This is a genomic window from Chitinophaga agrisoli (genome assembly GCF_008386695.1).
Classification (GTDB): Bacteria; Bacteroidota; Bacteroidia; order Chitinophagales; family Chitinophagaceae; genus Chitinophaga; species Chitinophaga agrisoli.
Genome location: NZ_VUOC01000001.1, coordinates 702,422 through 718,657 on the forward strand (window position 1 = coordinate 702,422; position 16,236 = coordinate 718,657).

The following is a 16,236-nucleotide window of genomic DNA, read 5'->3' on the forward strand; positions in this document are numbered from 1 at the left end:
GATTTCAACTAACTCTCAATCAGACTAAATTATATATAGACTTCTCTGGGTGTCCCTTTTTCAAGGGACGGCAAAGCTAAAAATTTTATTCATTTGCTCCAACTTTTTCAGTCTTTTTTTATTGGCGCCCGTTTATTGTTCTCCAATAAGATAAATGAAGGCGCTCTTTCCCAGTTTGTACCGAGGCCGGGGAAATTGACCGGGCCGTGGGACAGGTTGCCCAATACCACATCCAGATCCCCGTCTCCGTCTATATCTCCCGCATCCATACAGATCCAGTGGCCCTGGCGGCTGGCGGGCAATGTGTATGTAATATAATTAAAGCCGCCCTGGTTCTCGAAATACAGCAGGGCCTCTTCCGGCTGGTTGCCATAGTCGGCAAAAAAGGAAATGGTCATCAGGTCCAGGTCTCCGTCCATATCAAAGTCCCGGGCAATCGCTTTATAACATCCATTTACCGGGTAAAAATATTGGAGGGCAAAGCGTTTGTTCCCTTTATTCAGGTAGATGTATACGCCGTGGTACGCTTTCAACACCTTGGAGAGGTCTGCGTTATCGCCGCAGGTATAGAGGATGTCTTCCTGCCCATCGTGATCCAGATCCTGCAGGGTGAAGCTGCTGGAACCGTATGAGGGCGGGAACTGTAGTATGCGCTGTGGTTCAAACCGGCCGTTGCCGGTATTATGCAGGTACCAAATACTTTCATCACCCTGGGCAAACAGTGCCCATATATCCGGCAGGCCATCATGATCCTCATCCCTAATACAAGCCTTTATAGCACCAGGAAAAGGCAACAGGATATGCGTGCTGTCGCCCTCGAGCCAGGCCAGATACCCCTGGTTGTACCCAAAACCGCAAACCAGCAGGTCTGTACGGCCGTCTTTGTTAAAATCTGCAGGAAGGGTTTGTACAGGGCGGGGCAGGCGGTCTTTAAGCGGAGCGGGTAACAGTTGCATGCTATCCTGCCCGGGCAACAGGCCCTGTATACTGCCCCGGCGGGCGTCTGATGGGAACAGGGTACCTATACAGGTAATATATCCCATACTGGCGGCGGTTTTACCGGGCAGCACCACATCTGATACCATGCTGGCGGTATGCAGCTGCTGCAATGGCTGCAGCTGGTCATTATATATATGCAGGAGACTGTCATGCCCATCGGCCACCCATAGTTGACGCCGCAGGGTGTCTATGCCCACATAGGTGGTCAGCGGTGGAATGGTCCATTGCCAGGCGGGCTCTTTTATGCTAAACAGGTGTGGCCACTGGCGGCTAACCGGTTGGGGCCTGTCCTGCGGTAAGGGCTGCCAGGGTGCTACGGTGGTGTAATATTCCACGAGCTTATCCCAATCGTCTGGTTGTATGATATTAGCGGTAGTGCCGGGGGTATCTGATAATACAGCCGCCGGGTAATAGCTGCCGTGAAAGGTGTTGATGCCCAGCCGGGCGCCCATGGCGGGCAGTACATCCTTTTCCCAGGTGGTCTTATCCAACAGGGAGGGACTGGGGAATGCATGGCAGGAACTGCAGTACTGGCGCGCCAACTGGCTACCTCTTTTTACCCGCCGGATGCTGGCTCCGGTTTCGCCGCAGGCTGTTATTACGAGCAGCAGTAACAGGTACCGGTAGTGTATAAACGAAAGATAAGAGGATCCCTTGCTTCCTGCAGGGTGTTTATTTTCCGGTGGAAATTGCTGGTGCGGCATTGCTTGCATACTGGCTATTGATCCTGGGTTATTGCATAAATGTTCCATAACGTGTACCGGTACATTTCTAAAATACAGCTTTAATTTGCAGCTTTGCAAATATTTTGACCGGCATGCAAGGGATAAAGCACATAATTTTCGACCTGGGAGGCGTGATCCTCAATATTGATTACCAGCTTACTTATAAGGCTTTTGGGGAGCTGGGGGTAAAGGATTTTACCAGCTTATACAGCCAGTTCCAGGGCTCGCGGCTGTTTGACGACCTGGAAACCGGCCGGGTAGCGCCGGATGTCTTCCTGGAAGCTATGCATGAACATGTGCCGGCCGCTGTAACGGACGAGCAGATCATTGCCGCCTGGAATGCCATGCTGCTGGATTTTCCCCTGCAACGCCTCCAGCTGCTGCAGCAATTACAACTACATTATAATACGTACCTGCTAAGCAATACCAACGCCATACACCTGGATAAATTCAATGCCATTCTGCAGGAAAGCAGGGGCATCCCTTCTTTGGCGGCCTTTTTTAATAAGGTATACTATTCCCACCTGATAGGTTACCGGAAACCGGAAAAAGAAGCTTACCAGCTGATATTAGACGAAAACGGGCTGGACGCGGCGGAGACATTATTTATTGATGATACCCTGCCTAATATTGAGGGCGCCAAGGCGGTGGGATTACAAACCATTCATTTACAGGCGCCTAAGACTATTTCGGAGATATTTAAGGCGGCTACCAGCCGCTAATACAGATCTGGGGAAATCCGGACCTCCGCGGTTTTCCGTGGCAGGAGATATAAGATATGCGTAATGGAGACTTTACGGCGCCGGGAGACTATTTCACTTCTTCAAAGTCAATATAATCACCTTTGTCAACCGGGCGTTGACGGGCGGCCTGTTGCTGCTCTTCCTGGCGGGTTTGTTGTTGTTGCTGCTGTTGTTGCTGGCGCAGGCGGTCCTGTATATCGCTCATCTGGCGCCTTACCTGTTTTGTAGACTGGTAAACAGGCACAATGAAATCAAATACCAATTTATAGAATAGCCATAACAGGAATATGGCAAAGAGCATCTTAATCATACAACAAAGGTAGCAGAATATCCGCTACCTGTGCCGGTGAATGACGATTCTTTAAGCTTTCTTTAACGTTCAGTTCAGCCCCAGCAGCGCCGCGGCCTCTACGGCCTCCTTCTTATTCTGCTCCCAGGTGAGCTTGCGGTAATTAATGGCGTCTACAATGGTACCTATCCAACAAAGTCCCAGGGTAAGGATATACAGGATGCCCATGCCTATCTGGTTCAGCAGAAAGCGGTGTATGCCTGCGGGGCCTATAAGGCCTATGAGACAGCAGATCAATATGGTCTGAGGATCTTTGCGGCGGCCCTGGTATACCACCAGGAATTTACTTTTTTGCTCAGCGGTGTAGTTTCTGGTCAGTTCCTGCAGCCAGATCAGCTCTTCCTGTTGAATACCAGGCAGGATTGCAAAAGATTGTTCATTCATATGGGATTGTTTTTAAGGTAACTCGAATTCCGGAAGGCCTGTCTGGCCAGGTCAAATGTGCGGTACAGCAGTACTATCAATGCAAAAGCGCCCATTGGATGGCTGTTCCAGGACGCCCTCCAGTTGCCATGCAGGAGGTAATGAATGGCATGTCCCAGTCCGCAGCCCGGGCACCAGGGTACTCCCAGCCATTTTAGCGGACAAAGGCTGGGGCCGCTGCCATGCGGGTTCATGAAATACAGCGCGGTGAGGGCAAGGGGCCACACCAGCAGTTCTATATGAAGGTTTTTTATGGAGGTGATCAGGCGCATATCAGGGTAACTCACCAATGTATTATAATATTTTGCAATCCGTATCCCCCGGGCGTTTTGCCCGCTCCAAATATTTACTACAAGTTAAAGAAATAGTTTTTGGATCAAAATAAAATCCTAATTTTGCAAAGGTAAAAGATTCAAAAGAAGGGGACGGAAACGGTCCCCTTCTCGTTTTTTCAGTTAGGTATGGTAAACGAACAAGTGATCGCCTCTATCCGGCAACTTACAGAAGCGCTGCTCGCCCTGGATCCGGATTACTTCCTGGTAGAAGTTAAAATCAAGCCCACTAATAATGTAAAAATTTTTGTGGACGGGGACAAGGGTGTGCCGGTAGCAAAGTTGGTGCAATTGAACCGCGCCCTATATGCTCAATTAGAAGCGGACGGCATATTCCCTGATAACGATTTTTCGCTGGAAATCTCTTCACCAGGCCTGGATGAGCCGTTGAAGATGCACCGGCAATATCTGAAGAATATTGGCCGTAAGGTGGAAGTAACCTTACTGGACGGCTCTGTAAAGGAGGGCGACCTGGTTGTGGTGAGTGAAGATTTTATCACCCTGGAAGAGGCTCCGGCCAAGAAGAAGGGTAAACCAGCACCGGATCAGAAAAAACAACTGGATATACATTTTACTGAAATTAAGCACACCGTGGTGTGCATCGTGTTTTAAAACATAATTATAATTACCAAAACAATGGCTAGTATTAACCTGATTGAGTCATTCACGGAGTTTAAGGAGGCGGAAAATATTGACCGCCCAACGTTGATGAAGGTATTGGAAGACGTTTTCAAAACGCTCCTCCGGAAGAAGTATGGCTCTGATGAGAACTTTGATGTAATTGTAAATACAGAAAAAGGTGACCTGGAAATATTACGCCGCCGCACCATTGTGCAGGACGGAGAAGTGGAAGATGACAACGCGCAAATAGCTTATTCCGAAGCCATACGTATAGAACCTGACTACCAGGTAGGGGAAGACCTCTACGAGGAAGTGGAGATCCAGGATTTTGGCCGCAGGGCTATCCTGGCCGCCAAGCAGACACTTTCTGCCCGTATCGGCGACCTGAAGAAGAATATCCTGGTAAAAAAGTACGCAGACCGCGTAGGCGAGATCGTAACCGGGGAGGTGTACCAGGTATGGAAAAAAGAAGTTTTATTATTGGATGATGAAGGGAATGAATTAATATTGCCTAAATCTGAACAAATACCGACTGACTATTTCAAAAAAGGCGAAAACGTAAGGGCAGTTGTAAAAAAAGTGGAGCTGAAAAACAATGCTCCGCTCATCATTCTTTCCCGTACACATCCTTCCTTCCTTGCTAAATTGCTGGAAATTGAGGTGCCGGAGATCTTTGACGGACTGATTGTGATCAGGAGGATCGTTCGCGAACCGGGCGAAAGGGCCAAGGTAGCGGTAGAATCCTATGACGACCGTATAGATCCCGTAGGCGCCTGCGTTGGTATGAAGGGTAGCCGTATCCACGGTATCGTAAGGGAGTTACGGAATGAGAATATTGACATCATTAACTACACTGCCAACGTTCAGCTGCTTATCCAGCGTGCTTTAACACCCGCCAAGATCAGCCGCCAGGAGGTGGATAATGACAATAAATACGCTGCAGTTTACCTGAAACCAGACCAGGTATCCCTGGCCATCGGCAAAAAAGGGGTAAACATAAAATTGGCCTGTGAATTGACGGGATACGAAATTGATGTATTCCGTGACGAGGAACAGGAACAAACCGAATTTGACGTGGATCTGGAAGAATTCTCCGATGAGATCGAAGAATGGGTGATCGATGAACTAAAGCGTATTGGTTGTGACACAGCACGCAGCGTGCTGGATCTGACCTCTGAAGAGCTGGTGCGGCGTTCTGACCTGGAAGAAGAAACTGTAAAAGAGGTAAGAAGAATATTACAGGAAGAGTTTGATAAGGAATAGCGCGCCCCGTCCGGAAACCTTCCCAGGATCAGGGTTCGCTTGGAATGGATATCTTTGAGTTATTATTAAATGTAAAAATGGAGTCCCGTTAGCCAACGGGAAAAAGGGGAGGCCCGAGATAAATCACATATGCCCGAAGTAACAAACAACACACCACGATTGCTGGCTGCTGCCAAAGAATTCAATATTGGTAAGGAAACGTTGATCGATTTCCTTGCCAATAAAGGCTATTCAACGGACGGCTTTGGATCACCCAATGCCCGTCTGACGGCTGAGATGTATGCAGCCCTGCAGTCAGAATTCCAGCAGGACAAGGCTAACAAGCGCAAAAGCGACCAGATAGCCCTGCCTAAAGGAAGCGTGTTAGATGCAATGAAGAAAAAGGAGAAGGAAGCAGCAGAAGCGGCAGCGGCGAGTAAGAAGAAAGAAGCGAAAGAGGAGCCCGCTCCGGCCATAGAGACTCCCACTCCACCACCCCAGGCTGAAAAACCTAAACAGGAACCAGCACCGGAACCTAAGCCAGTTGTAGTGGCGCAGCAACCGGTAGCTCCTCCCACACCGCCTCCCGTGGTAACGCCGCAGGAAACTGCACCGCCACCCGCGGCAGAAGTAACAAAAACAGAAACACCCCGCTTAAACGGACCTAAAGTTGTGGCTACCATTGATCTGAATGCGCTGCAGGGCAAAAAGCCCGCCGCCAGGAAGGAGGAGCCTGTGGAAGAAAAAGCCCCGCCTAAAGCTCAAGAACCTGTTGCAAAACCGGAAACCACAGTACCGGAAGCAAAAGAGGTGAAAGAAATAAAAGAGGTGAAGGAAGAAAAGCCTGCACCCGTAGCTGAAAAGCCGGAAGAAAAGGCGCCCCCCAGGGAGGAACCACCAGTAGTAGTGGAAACACCCAAGGCGCCTGAAAAACCCGTGGTAGTTCAGCAGCAACGGCCACCTACGCCTCCCCCTGCTAAGGAAGAGCAACCACAGGAAAAGCCTGCTCCGAAAGAGACGGCGCCTGTAAAAGCGCCTGAGCCAGTGGCAGCGAAAAAAGAGGAGCCGGCAGCTCCCCAGCAGCAACAACAACAGCGCCCGCAACCGCAACCACAGCAGCCGCCGGTACAAGCAGAAAAACCGGCCGCACAAGCGCCGGACGCGGAACCGTCTCAGGAAGATAATGACAACAGCAACGCTGTTATTGAGAATATCCAGGCAGAGAAACTGACCGGTCCTAAAGTGATCGGCAAGATCAACCTGCCCGTTCAACAAGACCGGCGCGATAATAAAGGGAACTTTAACCGGAACAATAACAACAACAATGATGAAAAGCGCAAACGCAAGCGCATCATCGTTGAAAAGAAACCGGAGCCCATCCAGCCTAAAGAATTCTCCAAGGACGATAAACGGGAAGGCGCTCCTGCGCCCGCCAACCGTACCGGTGATAATAATAACAACCGGTTCGGTAACCGCCAGGGCGATAACCGTCAACATGGTGGAAACCGTGACGGCAACCGTGGACCTGGTCAGGGACAGGGAGGCAGCCGCCCCCACCAGCCGCACCCAGGCGCCAGCAGACCGCATGCCGCGCCTAACCGTGGACCTGGACAAGGTGGTAACCGCGGACCTGGACAAGGCGGAGGAAACCGTGGCCCCGGCAATCGCGATAATAACCGTCAGGGCTTTAACCGCGACCGCGACAAACGTCCGGAAGACAAAGAAATTGACAAAAACGAGATACAGAACAAGATCAAGGAAACCATGGCCAAACTGGGCGGTGGTGGCCGTGGCAAGAACATAAAAGCCAAGCAGCGCCGCGACAAACGGCATGAACTGGCCGAACAGATGGCTAACCAGAATGCAGAAAACAACAAACTGCAGGTAACGGAGTTCATTTCCGTGAGCGAACTGGCCAACCTGATGGATGTAAGCTTTGCCGAAGTGATCTCCAAATGTATGAGCCTGGGTATCATGGTATCCATCAACCAACGCCTGGATGCGGAGGTGATAGAGCTGGTAGCCGGCGAGTTTGGTTATGAAGTTGAATTTATAGGTATAGACGATGTAGATACAGAGGAGGAGGAAGAAGAAGTAGACGCAGAAGAGGATCTGCAACCCAGAGCGCCTATTGTGACCATCATGGGTCACGTAGACCATGGTAAGACCTCTTTGCTGGATTATATCCGCAGCGCTAACGTAGTAGCCGGTGAGGCAGGGGGTATTACCCAGCACATAGGCGCCTACCAGGTAACTACCGCCACCGGTAAAAAGATCACTTTCCTGGATACGCCTGGTCACGAAGCCTTTACGGCAATGCGTGCCCGTGGCGCCAAGGCCGCAGATATTGCGGTGATCGTAGTAGCAGCAGATGACGCCATCATGCCGCAGACACGTGAAGCCATCTCCCACTCACAGGCAGCAGGCCTGCCTATGGTGTTCGCTATCAACAAGATAGATAAAGAAGGCGCTAACCCGGAAAAGATCAAGGAACAGCTGGCCGGTATGAACCTGCTGGTAGAGGACTGGGGTGGTAAATACCAAAGCCAGGAAATATCTGCCAAAAACGGTTTAAACATAGATGTACTGCTGGAAAAGATACTGCTGGAAGCAGAACTGCTGGAACTGAAGGCTAACCCAGGCCGCGAAGCCTCCGGCAGCATCATAGAAGCATCACTGGATAAAGGCCGTGGTTATGTAGCCTCTGTACTGGTACAGAACGGCACCCTGCGCCAGGGCGATACCATCGTGAGCGGCGCTTACTACGGTAAGATCAAGGCCATGTTCAATGAACGCGGTCAGCGTATTGACGAAGCCGGACCTTCCAGCCCTGTACAGTTACTGGGTCTGAACGGCGCTCCGCAGGCTGGTGAGAAGTTCAAGATGTATGAAGATGAAGCAGACGCCAAGGATGTGGCTAACCGCCGCGCCCAGATCGTCCGCGAGCAGGGTATCCGTACCAAGAAGCACATTACGCTGGATGAAATTGGCCGCCGTTTGGCACTGGGCAACTTTAAACAGCTCAATATCATCATCAAGGGTGACTTTGACGGTTCTGTAGAAGCGTTGAGCGACTCCCTGCAGAAGCTGTCTACTGAGGAAATAGCCATCAGCGTGGTACACAAGGCGGTGGGTCAGATCACAGAATCTGACGTATTGCTGGCTACCGCATCAGATGCTATCATCGTAGGCTTCCAGGTACGCCCGTCTTCCCAGGCAGCTAAGCTGGCAGAGAAAGAAAATATCGAAATACGCGCCTACTCCATCATCTACGACGCGATCGAGGAACTGAAGAGCGCCATGGAAGGCATGCTGGAACCGAAGATCGAGAAGAGAGTGGTGGCCAACGTGGAAGTACGCGAAACTTACCGTTTCGACAAGGTAACCGTAGCCGGTTGTTTTGTACTGGATGGTAAGCTGGCCCGTAACACCCGTGTGAACCTGGTGCGTGACGGTATCGTGATCTACACCGGTGAGCTGGGCTCCCTGAAACGTTATAAGGATGATGTGAAGGAAGTGGTATCCAATATGGAGTGCGGCCTTAGTATCAGGAACTATAGCGATCTGAAGGTAGGCGATATTGTAGAAGGATTTGAAGAGGTAGAAGTAAAACGTACGTTATAATACCATACGTGTAAAGCAAAAAGCTGAAAGCCCAAGGCGGACCCGCTGCAGTAGCTTTCAGCTTTTTGCTTTCGTTTTTTAGCTAATAAAATTTTGTTAAAACAGACCGTCCGGGCTTTGGCCGCTGGCTTTTTGGTTATTTTTGAACTTCACTGCATTCTCTAATATGAATAAATTACTGGCATTATCCGCGGGCGCCCTGTTCCTGTGGCAGTCTTCTGTGGGTCAGCAAAGAATGGTAGCGGATAAAATTGCTGCTATTGTTGGCGACAAGATTGTTTTAAAATCCGATATAGACGGAGAGCTGATGAACCAGCAGCGCAACTCGCCGGATAACTCATTGCCTCCCAATGCCTCATGTAGTATTATGGAGCAGATCATTGCCCAAAAGGTGATGGTGCTGCAGGCAGAACGCGACAGCTTGCCGATCAGCGATGCGGATGTAGACGGCCAGATCGAGAACCGTATCCGTTACTTCGAAGACCTGTACGGCTCCCGCGAAAAGATGAAGGAAGTAACCGGTTACTCTATCTACCAGCTGCGCGAGCGTTTCCGCACTCCTATTAAGGAAGGATTACAGGCCAAGGCCATGCGCGATAAGATCGTGGACGCTATCAAAGTAACCCCCTCCGAAGTTCAACGGGAATATGAGAGCATTCCCAAGGACAGCCTTCACTTCTATGAGTCTGAGCTGGAAATAGGCCAGCTGATCATATTGCCCAAAGCCACCAAGGAAATGGAGCAATACGCTGTAGACCGTTTGCTGGACTTCAAAAAACGCGTAGAAAAGAAAGAATCTGATTTTAGCTCCCTGGCCATCCTCTATTCAGAAGACCCGGGGGTAAAGGATAATAAAGGTATTTACGTCCTTAACCGGCAGGATAAGGGCTCCTGGGACCCGGATTTCCTGGCCGCCTCCTTCCGTTTAAAAGAAGGCGAGATCTCTACCCCGGTTAAAAGCCAGTTTGGCTACCACCTGATCCAATGTATCCGCCGCCAGGGCGATAACGTGACCGTGCAGCACATCCTGGTAAAACCCAATATCACCAAATCTGATATTGAACTGGCCACCAAGAAACTGGATACCATCCGTACAGCGATCCTGAACCATACCTACACCTTTAGCGAGGCAGTGACCAAGTACAGTGATGCGCAGATGGCCAAGTTTGACGGCGGTATGCTGCAAAGCAGGGTAAATGGCGGTACGCTTATCACCATTGACCAGCTGGACGATCCCTCCACCCGCGATATTGTGCTGATGCTGGATACCCTGAAACCCGGCCAGATCACTACCCCCGTTCAGTTTACGGATGAGCAGGGCCGCACCGGCGTACGCCTGGTATACCTGAAAACGCGCACCCAGCCGCACCGCGAGAATTTAAAAGACGATTATGCCCGTATACAGCAACGTACTTTACAGATTAAACAAGGTGAGGCGGTGAATAAATGGCTCATGGAAAAGATCCCTACGTATTATATCCATGTGGATGATGAGTACAAAACCTGTAACAATATCTCCAAATGGTTGGCTACCATGGCAAAACAGTAGCAGCATAACTAAAACATATTGCAAAGCGGCCCGGTTAGATCATTGACCGGGCCGTTTTGGTTACAGCACCTCCCGTCTCCAAACGTGCTTTATACTTACGTTAACTTTTTTTACCGTAACTTTGCGTCTTCAATTTCAAAACGGGATGAGTGACGCGATAAAGCATGAATGCGGCCTAGCATTCATAAGATTAAGAAAGCCATTTTCCTATTATCAACAGAAATACGGAACGGTTTTCTTCGGACTCAATAAGCTGTACCTCTTGATGGAGAAGCAGCACAACCGCGGACAAGATGGCGCAGGTATCGCCACCGTAAAATTGAACACAGAACCCGGGGTGCCCTTCATGCACCGCCTCCGCAGCAGCGCCCCACAAGCCATCGGCGACATCTTCAGCAAAGTACGTGACGAGATCAATGAAATAGAGAAATATCAGCCTGAGATCACCAAGTATCCCGGTCTGATGAAAGGGCACGTGCGTTTCCTGGGAGAGCTGTTACTGGGCCATCTCCGCTACGCGACCCAGGGCAAGAACAATGTTGAGCTCTGCCATCCTTTTGTACGCCACAACACTATACCGGCCCGCAATCTTGCCATTGCCGGTAACTTTAACCTGGTAAATGCAGAAGAGCTATTCAAATTTGTAGGGGTAGACCCCGGCGAAGTACACCGCAACAGCGATCTGGCAGCCATGCTGGAAGTGGTTTACCATTTCCTTTGCCAGGAAGATGAAGAGCGGCGCAACGGGCTGGATGTAAAACATATCCTGCGGCAGGCTTTCTCCATGTTCGATGGCGGTTATCACGTATGCGGCCTTATGGGCAGCGGCGATTCCTTTGTGATCCGCGATCCACATGGTATACGCCCTTCTTACTACTATATTAACGAAGACGTGATCGTAGCCGCCTCTGAAAGGGCTGCCATCCGTACCGCCTTCAATGTAGGGGAGAACGAAGTGCTGGAACTGATGCCCGGTAATGCCCTGATCGTAAAGAACGATGGCGAGTACAGTATAGAGCAGATCCTGGAGCCGCAGGAACGTAAAGCCTGTAGCTTTGAGCGGATCTACTTCTCCCGTGGTAATGATGAAAAGATCTATAAGGAACGGTCTAACCTGGGTTATAACCTGTCAGAGACCATCCTGAAAGCGATCGATAACGACCTTCGTAATACCATTTTCTCCTTTATACCCAACACAGCAGAAGTAGCATTCTATGGCCTTATAAAAGGCCTGGAAGATTACCTGAACCGTATTAAGATAGAGCGTATCCTTTCATGGGGTAAGGACTTTGACGAGTCCAAGCTGTCAGAAATGGTGAACCGCCGGGTACGCATAGATAAGATCGCCATCAAGGACGTGAAGATGCGGACCTTTATCGCAGAAGATTCCGGCCGTAATGAGATGGTACAGCACGTGTATGATATCACTTACGGTACGGTAAGGCCCGGTATAGATACGCTGGCGGTAATAGATGACTCCATTGTGCGGGGCACTACCCTGCGGGAAAGCATTATCAAAATGCTGGACCGTCTGGGCCCTAAACGGATCATCATCATTTCCTCTGCGCCGCAGATCCGCTACCCGGACTGCTATGGTATAGACATGAGCAAGATGGGCGATTTTGTTGCTTTCCAGGCGGCTATTGCCTTATTGAAAGAGCAGGGTAAGGAATATATACTGCAGGAAGCCTACGGCCTGTGTAAAGAGCTGCAACGCACCAACACCCTGCATGCACAGAATGTGGTACGCAACATTTACAAACCATTTACTACAGAAGAGATCTCCGCCAAGATTGCCCAAATCATTACCCCTGCCGGCATCAATGCCAAGGTGGATGTGATCTACCAGTCTATAGAGAACCTGCATAAAGCCTGTCCCAATAACCTGGGCGACTGGTATTTTACCGGTAATTACCCAACCCCAGGCGGCAACCGGGTGGTGAACAAAGCCTTTATGAACTATATGGAAGGCAGGAACGAGCGCGGTTACTAAACTTATTACTATATTTTTTATGAACGCCATATGCCAGCAGGTATATGGCGTTCATAGTTTTAACACGTCACATACAATTAATGAATGATATTATTCATGCAACTATTGCGTGTTAATTTTATCTTAAATCAACTCAGGGCTGATTACCAGTTTGCGCCAAGGCTTTAACTTTCTGCTAATTCTGAAAATCCGTATTTTCGTTATGGTCATTAATGGTTTTCAGCGTATGAAGACATTGCTTCTCATCCGTCACGCGAAATCAAGCTGGAACGATCCTGACATGGACGATTTTGACAGGCCCCTTAACAAGCGCGGCAAGCAGAATGCGCCGGAGATGGCCGCCCGCCTGCTCATAAAGGGAAAAGTGCCCCAGCTCATCATTGCAAGTCCGGCAAAACGAACCCGCAGCACTGCCAGGATCATGGCCCGGGAGTGGAAATATCCCAAAGAGGCTATTTTGCTGGAGGAAGAGCTGTATCTCTGTTATGCCTCTACTTTTCTAAAGGTGATCACTAATAAAATTGATGATGATTTTGATGTGGTGGCCATTTTTGCCCATAACCCGGGTATCACAGATTTTGCTAACTATCTCACAGAAGAAATAAGGATAGACAATGTGCCCACCGCCGGCATTTTTGCCATTGAGGCGGACACCGATTCCTGGAAGGATTTTGACCGGGCGTCAAAGAAGTTCCTGTTCTTTGATTATCCCAAACAGGAAGTAGTTTAACCCCTTACCTTATCCTTTTACGATCTTATTATAGGAAACTGTGATCCCTTTTATCAGGGAAGAGCTGAAACCCTGGTGTTCCATTTCATTTAAGCCGGCGATAGTGCAGCCTTTAGGGGTGGTTACCTTATCTATTTCCTCTTCCGGATGGCGGTTGCCGCTGATCAGCAGCGCCGCGGCGCCTTTTACTGTCTGGGCTGCTATAAGATTGGCGGTGCGTACATCAAACCCTATTTCAATACCACCCTGTATGCTGGCGCGTATAAAACGCAGGGCATAGGCAATACCGCAAGCGCCCAGTACGGTAGCGGCATCCATGAGCTTTTCATCAATACTTACGGTTACGCCCAGCTGGTTAAACAACTCCAATACCCACGCGGCTTGCTCCGGGCTGGCGTTCTTATGGCATACACAGGTCATGGATTCCTGTATGGCAATAGCGGTATTGGGCATAGCCCTTACTACGGGCATACCGGCGCCGGCTATCTCCTCCAGCTCATCCATGCTTACGCCGGTAACCACGCTAATGAGCATATGCCTGGCGGGATCAAAAGCGCTTTTCACCTGGCCCAGGACTTCCTTTATATTATATGGCTTTAATGCTACAATTATAACATCAGCAGCTGCAATAGCTTTAGCATTGTCTGTTTCTGCCTGCACGCCCAGCTCCCTCAGGCCGGAAAGGGTGTTAATATTACGTTTGGTGATAATAATGTCAGCTGCGCTGGCAAAACCGCTTTTCAATACGCCTTGTGCAATGGCTGAGCCCAGGTTACCCCCGCCAATAATTGCAATTTTCTTAGTTGACATATCCTTTCATTTGATTTTAACAAAAATAGCCCGGAAAACGCTAAATGTTATCTAAAAAAACTAAGGCCATCCGTCCCCGTTTGTTAACGGAGCGGTCTGGCCTTAGTCAGACAACATCATTTATTGATCATTCCTGGGAAACCAGGCTTTAATCCGCGTGTACATGGCTCCAGTTCTCGCCGCTTTTAATGCGGTACAGCTGCATTTCGCTGATATCGAACTGTTCTGCTATCTGTTTCATGGTGCGCTTACCGGGTTTAGCCAGCAGGCGTTTAATACTTTTTACCTTGTTCACATTCAGTTTGAGCCCTTTCAGACGGTTACGCTGTTTTTCCTTATAGGCTAGTTTAGCGGGGCTGTTCTGCTGGTGCTGTTCCATTTCTTCTTTGGTAGCCCAGCGCAGGTTAGATACTTTATTATTCTTTTTATCGTAATCCAGGTGAATGACATATTTGTGTGTACGTCCCGGCCTTTTGTTGAACAGCTTGGCTACTTCGCGGTGTAAATACAGGGATTGATAGCTATCAGCCGGCTTTACGTTCAGCACCGTATAACCCTCTACGGTAGAGCCGGATAATAATTTGCCATCCTCTATTTCTTCATGATAACTGATCACTCTCCCCATGTTAGACACAGCATATCTTTTTCGCAAGGCAGATTTGTTTTTAATCTGCAAGTCTTTCCAGACTTCGTTTTTCAAGTTTTTAATTGTGGCCATGTGAAAGTAATTTTAATAAAGTGAACCTGGGGTTTAACCGTAAACGTTACAATGTTCCATCTCATTATCCGTTGGCAGATCATCGTCTTCCGTTATTTGGGGAGCTGTCCTTTCAAAAATATGATCCTTGTATTGTGTGGCTATTGCATCTAAAACCTCTTCCAGTTCTGCCAGTGTTTTGTAAGTTACTAATTGTTGTCTGAAATCTTTTATATGCGGTAAACCTTTCAAATAGTTAGTGTAGTGGCGGCGCATTTCCAGGATACCTACTATCTCTCCCTTCCAGGCGATAGAATGGTACAAATGCTTTTTACACACCCTTACTCTTTCCAAAACAGTTGGAGGCGGTAAATGTTCACCCGTTTGTATAAAATGCCTGATCTCGTTAAAGATCCAGGGGTAGCCGATGGCGGCCCTGCCTATCATGATCCCGTCTACGCCATACTTTTCCCGGGCGCTTACGGCCTGTTCCGGCGTAGATATATCACCGTTACCAAAAATGGGGATATGTATACGCGGGTTGTTCTTGACTTTACCTATGAGGGTCCAGTCTGCGTTGCCCTTATACATTTGGGTACGGGTACGGCCATGGATGGTGAGGGCCTGAATGCCTACATCCTGCAGGCGCTCTGCCACCTCCTCAATATTACGGCTGTCATCATCCCAGCCCAGGCGCGTTTTTACGGTTACCGGCAGGGAGGTGGCTTTTACCACCGCTGCGGTCAATTTTATCATTTTGGGCACATCTTTGAGGATACCGGCGCCGGCGCCCTTGCTGACCACTTTTTTTACCGGGCAGCCAAAATTGATATCCACCAGGTCCGGGTTGGTGGCAGCCGCTATCTGGGCCGCCATAGCCATTGGCTCCTCATCGCCTCCAAAGATCTGTATGCCGATAGGCCTTTCGTAGTCGAAAATATCCAGTTTCTGACGGCTTTTTATGGCATCACGTATAAGTCCCTCCGAAGAAATAAACTCCGTATACATCAGGTCAGCGCCGTTTTCTTTGCACACCGCACGGAAGGGCGGGTCGCTGACGTCTTCCATGGGAGCCAACAACAAGGGGAATTCCCCCAGGTCAATATTGCCAATCTTTGCCATTTTTTATTACTTTGTTAGTTGCAGTAGGGTTGCAGGGCTAGTAAGCTATTGCCAACTGGCTTTAGCGCTGTAAATTTACGCAAAATTAACACAGCTGACGTTTATGCCCGGTTATCTCAGACAATCTTCTCCTTCGTTACAGTTCGTGACCTTTTTAGGAATCTTTATCGGTTTTACCGTGATTTATCTGGTGTTTCTTTCTCTTGGTTTCCCTGCCCTGAGCGGTTACACTATAGAACAATTGCAAAAACCGGATGCTACTGGTCCTAAAGTTCTC

At 49.2% G+C, this 16,236-nt stretch carries 14 protein-coding genes; 7 read left to right on the forward strand and 7 right to left on the reverse strand.

What is annotated here, in order from left to right; translation table 11 throughout:
• Positions 1 to 107 precede the first annotated feature (107 nt).
• Positions 108 to 1,712: an FG-GAP repeat domain-containing protein gene (locus F0L74_RS02860; protein WP_188315831.1), complete on the reverse strand. Its 1,605-nt coding sequence runs from the start codon at positions 1,710 to 1,712 to the stop codon at positions 108 to 110.
• Between the two features lie 104 nt (positions 1,713 to 1,816).
• On the opposite strand from F0L74_RS02860, the gene F0L74_RS02865 reads away from it, so the two are divergent.
• The gene (locus F0L74_RS02865; protein WP_149836316.1) at positions 1,817 to 2,446 is read left to right on the forward strand and encodes an HAD family hydrolase; all 630 of its coding nucleotides are present in this window, start codon (positions 1,817 to 1,819) and stop codon (positions 2,444 to 2,446) included.
• Positions 2,447 to 2,534: 88 nt separating this feature from the next.
• Here F0L74_RS02865 and F0L74_RS02870 read toward each other — a convergent pair whose 3' ends face one another.
• The 3 genes from F0L74_RS02870 to F0L74_RS02880 all read right to left on the reverse strand — a co-directional run bounded on the left by F0L74_RS02870 (position 2,535) and on the right by F0L74_RS02880 (position 3,526).
• Positions 2,535 to 2,777 (reverse strand): hypothetical protein, encoded by a 243-nt coding sequence (locus F0L74_RS02870; protein WP_149836317.1) that lies wholly within the window; start codon positions 2,775 to 2,777, stop codon positions 2,535 to 2,537.
• 69 nt (positions 2,778 to 2,846) lie between these two features.
• Positions 2,847 to 3,200, reverse strand: coding sequence for a TM2 domain-containing protein (locus F0L74_RS02875; protein ID WP_188315832.1), 354 nt, complete (start codon positions 3,198 to 3,200; stop codon positions 2,847 to 2,849).
• On the reverse strand, positions 3,197 to 3,526 hold the full coding sequence (locus F0L74_RS02880) for a DUF2752 domain-containing protein (protein WP_213086875.1): 330 nt from the start codon (positions 3,524 to 3,526) through the stop codon (positions 3,197 to 3,199). The genes F0L74_RS02875 and F0L74_RS02880 overlap by 4 nt, the downstream gene beginning before the upstream one ends.
• A gap of 174 nt (positions 3,527 to 3,700) precedes the next feature.
• On the opposite strand from F0L74_RS02880, the gene F0L74_RS02885 reads away from it, so the two are divergent.
• The 6 genes from F0L74_RS02885 (at position 3,701) to F0L74_RS02910 (ending at position 13,330) form a co-directional block, all read left to right on the forward strand.
• Positions 3,701 to 4,183 carry an LSm family protein gene (locus F0L74_RS02885; protein WP_149836318.1) on the forward strand — a complete coding sequence of 161 codons (483 nt, stop codon included), beginning with the start codon at positions 3,701 to 3,703 and terminating at the stop codon, positions 4,181 to 4,183.
• Positions 4,184 to 4,207: 24 nt separating this feature from the next.
• Positions 4,208 to 5,455: a transcription termination factor NusA gene (gene nusA, locus F0L74_RS02890; protein ID WP_149836319.1), complete on the forward strand. Its 1,248-nt coding sequence runs from the start codon at positions 4,208 to 4,210 to the stop codon at positions 5,453 to 5,455.
• 129 nt (positions 5,456 to 5,584) lie between these two features.
• Complete coding sequence (gene infB / locus F0L74_RS02895) at positions 5,585 to 9,058, forward strand: translation initiation factor IF-2 (RefSeq protein ID WP_149836320.1); 3,474 nt, start codon at positions 5,585 to 5,587, stop codon at positions 9,056 to 9,058.
• Positions 9,059 to 9,224: 166 nt separating this feature from the next.
• A complete protein-coding gene (locus tag F0L74_RS02900; protein ID WP_149836321.1) occupies positions 9,225 to 10,607 on the forward strand; it encodes a peptidylprolyl isomerase in 1,383 nt (460 codons plus the stop codon).
• Positions 10,608 to 10,872: 265 nt separating this feature from the next.
• The gene (locus F0L74_RS02905; protein ID WP_246197612.1) at positions 10,873 to 12,600 is read left to right on the forward strand and encodes an amidophosphoribosyltransferase; all 1,728 of its coding nucleotides are present in this window, start codon (positions 10,873 to 10,875) and stop codon (positions 12,598 to 12,600) included.
• A 226-nt stretch (positions 12,601 to 12,826) separates the two neighbouring features.
• Positions 12,827 to 13,330, forward strand: coding sequence for a SixA phosphatase family protein (locus F0L74_RS02910; RefSeq protein WP_149836323.1), 504 nt, complete (start codon positions 12,827 to 12,829; stop codon positions 13,328 to 13,330).
• A gap of 9 nt (positions 13,331 to 13,339) precedes the next feature.
• Here F0L74_RS02910 and proC read toward each other — a convergent pair whose 3' ends face one another.
• From proC to dusB, 3 genes are all read right to left on the reverse strand, one after another.
• Positions 13,340 to 14,140 carry a pyrroline-5-carboxylate reductase gene (proC, locus tag F0L74_RS02915; RefSeq protein ID WP_149836324.1) on the reverse strand — a complete coding sequence of 267 codons (801 nt, stop codon included), beginning with the start codon at positions 14,138 to 14,140 and terminating at the stop codon, positions 13,340 to 13,342.
• A 148-nt stretch (positions 14,141 to 14,288) separates the two neighbouring features.
• Complete coding sequence (locus F0L74_RS02920) at positions 14,289 to 14,858, reverse strand: NUMOD4 domain-containing protein (protein ID WP_149836325.1); 570 nt, start codon at positions 14,856 to 14,858, stop codon at positions 14,289 to 14,291.
• 33 nt (positions 14,859 to 14,891) lie between these two features.
• A complete protein-coding gene (dusB, locus tag F0L74_RS02925; RefSeq protein WP_149836326.1) occupies positions 14,892 to 15,959 on the reverse strand; it encodes a tRNA dihydrouridine synthase DusB in 1,068 nt (355 codons plus the stop codon).
• Positions 15,960 to 16,236 lie beyond the last annotated feature (277 nt).

What these genes read in the sequence shown, in the direction of transcription:
- nusA (WP_149836319.1), top strand. Translation starts at nt 4,208, where the DNA reads ATGGCTAGTATTAACCTGATTGAGTCATTCACGGAGTTTAAGGAGGCG.
- infB (WP_149836320.1), top strand. Translation starts at nt 5,585, where the DNA reads ATGCCCGAAGTAACAAACAACACACCACGATTGCTGGCTGCTGCCAAA.
- dusB (WP_149836326.1), bottom strand. Translation starts at nt 15,959, where the DNA reads ATGGCAAAGATTGGCAATATTGACCTGGGGGAATTCCCCTTGTTGTTG.
- F0L74_RS02885 (WP_149836318.1), top strand. Translation starts at nt 3,701, where the DNA reads ATGGTAAACGAACAAGTGATCGCCTCTATCCGGCAACTTACAGAAGCG.
- F0L74_RS02900 (WP_149836321.1), top strand. Translation starts at nt 9,225, where the DNA reads ATGAATAAATTACTGGCATTATCCGCGGGCGCCCTGTTCCTGTGGCAG.
- F0L74_RS02905 (WP_246197612.1), top strand. Translation starts at nt 10,873, where the DNA reads ATGGAGAAGCAGCACAACCGCGGACAAGATGGCGCAGGTATCGCCACC.
- F0L74_RS02870 (WP_149836317.1), bottom strand. Translation starts at nt 2,777, where the DNA reads ATGATTAAGATGCTCTTTGCCATATTCCTGTTATGGCTATTCTATAAA.
- F0L74_RS02910 (WP_149836323.1), top strand. Translation starts at nt 12,827, where the DNA reads ATGAAGACATTGCTTCTCATCCGTCACGCGAAATCAAGCTGGAACGAT.
- F0L74_RS02875 (WP_188315832.1), bottom strand. Translation starts at nt 3,200, where the DNA reads ATGAATGAACAATCTTTTGCAATCCTGCCTGGTATTCAACAGGAAGAG.
- F0L74_RS02865 (WP_149836316.1), top strand. Translation starts at nt 1,817, where the DNA reads ATGCAAGGGATAAAGCACATAATTTTCGACCTGGGAGGCGTGATCCTC.
- proC (WP_149836324.1), bottom strand. Translation starts at nt 14,140, where the DNA reads ATGTCAACTAAGAAAATTGCAATTATTGGCGGGGGTAACCTGGGCTCA.
- F0L74_RS02920 (WP_149836325.1), bottom strand. Translation starts at nt 14,858, where the DNA reads ATGGCCACAATTAAAAACTTGAAAAACGAAGTCTGGAAAGACTTGCAG.
- F0L74_RS02860 (WP_188315831.1), bottom strand. Translation starts at nt 1,712, where the DNA reads ATGCAAGCAATGCCGCACCAGCAATTTCCACCGGAAAATAAACACCCT.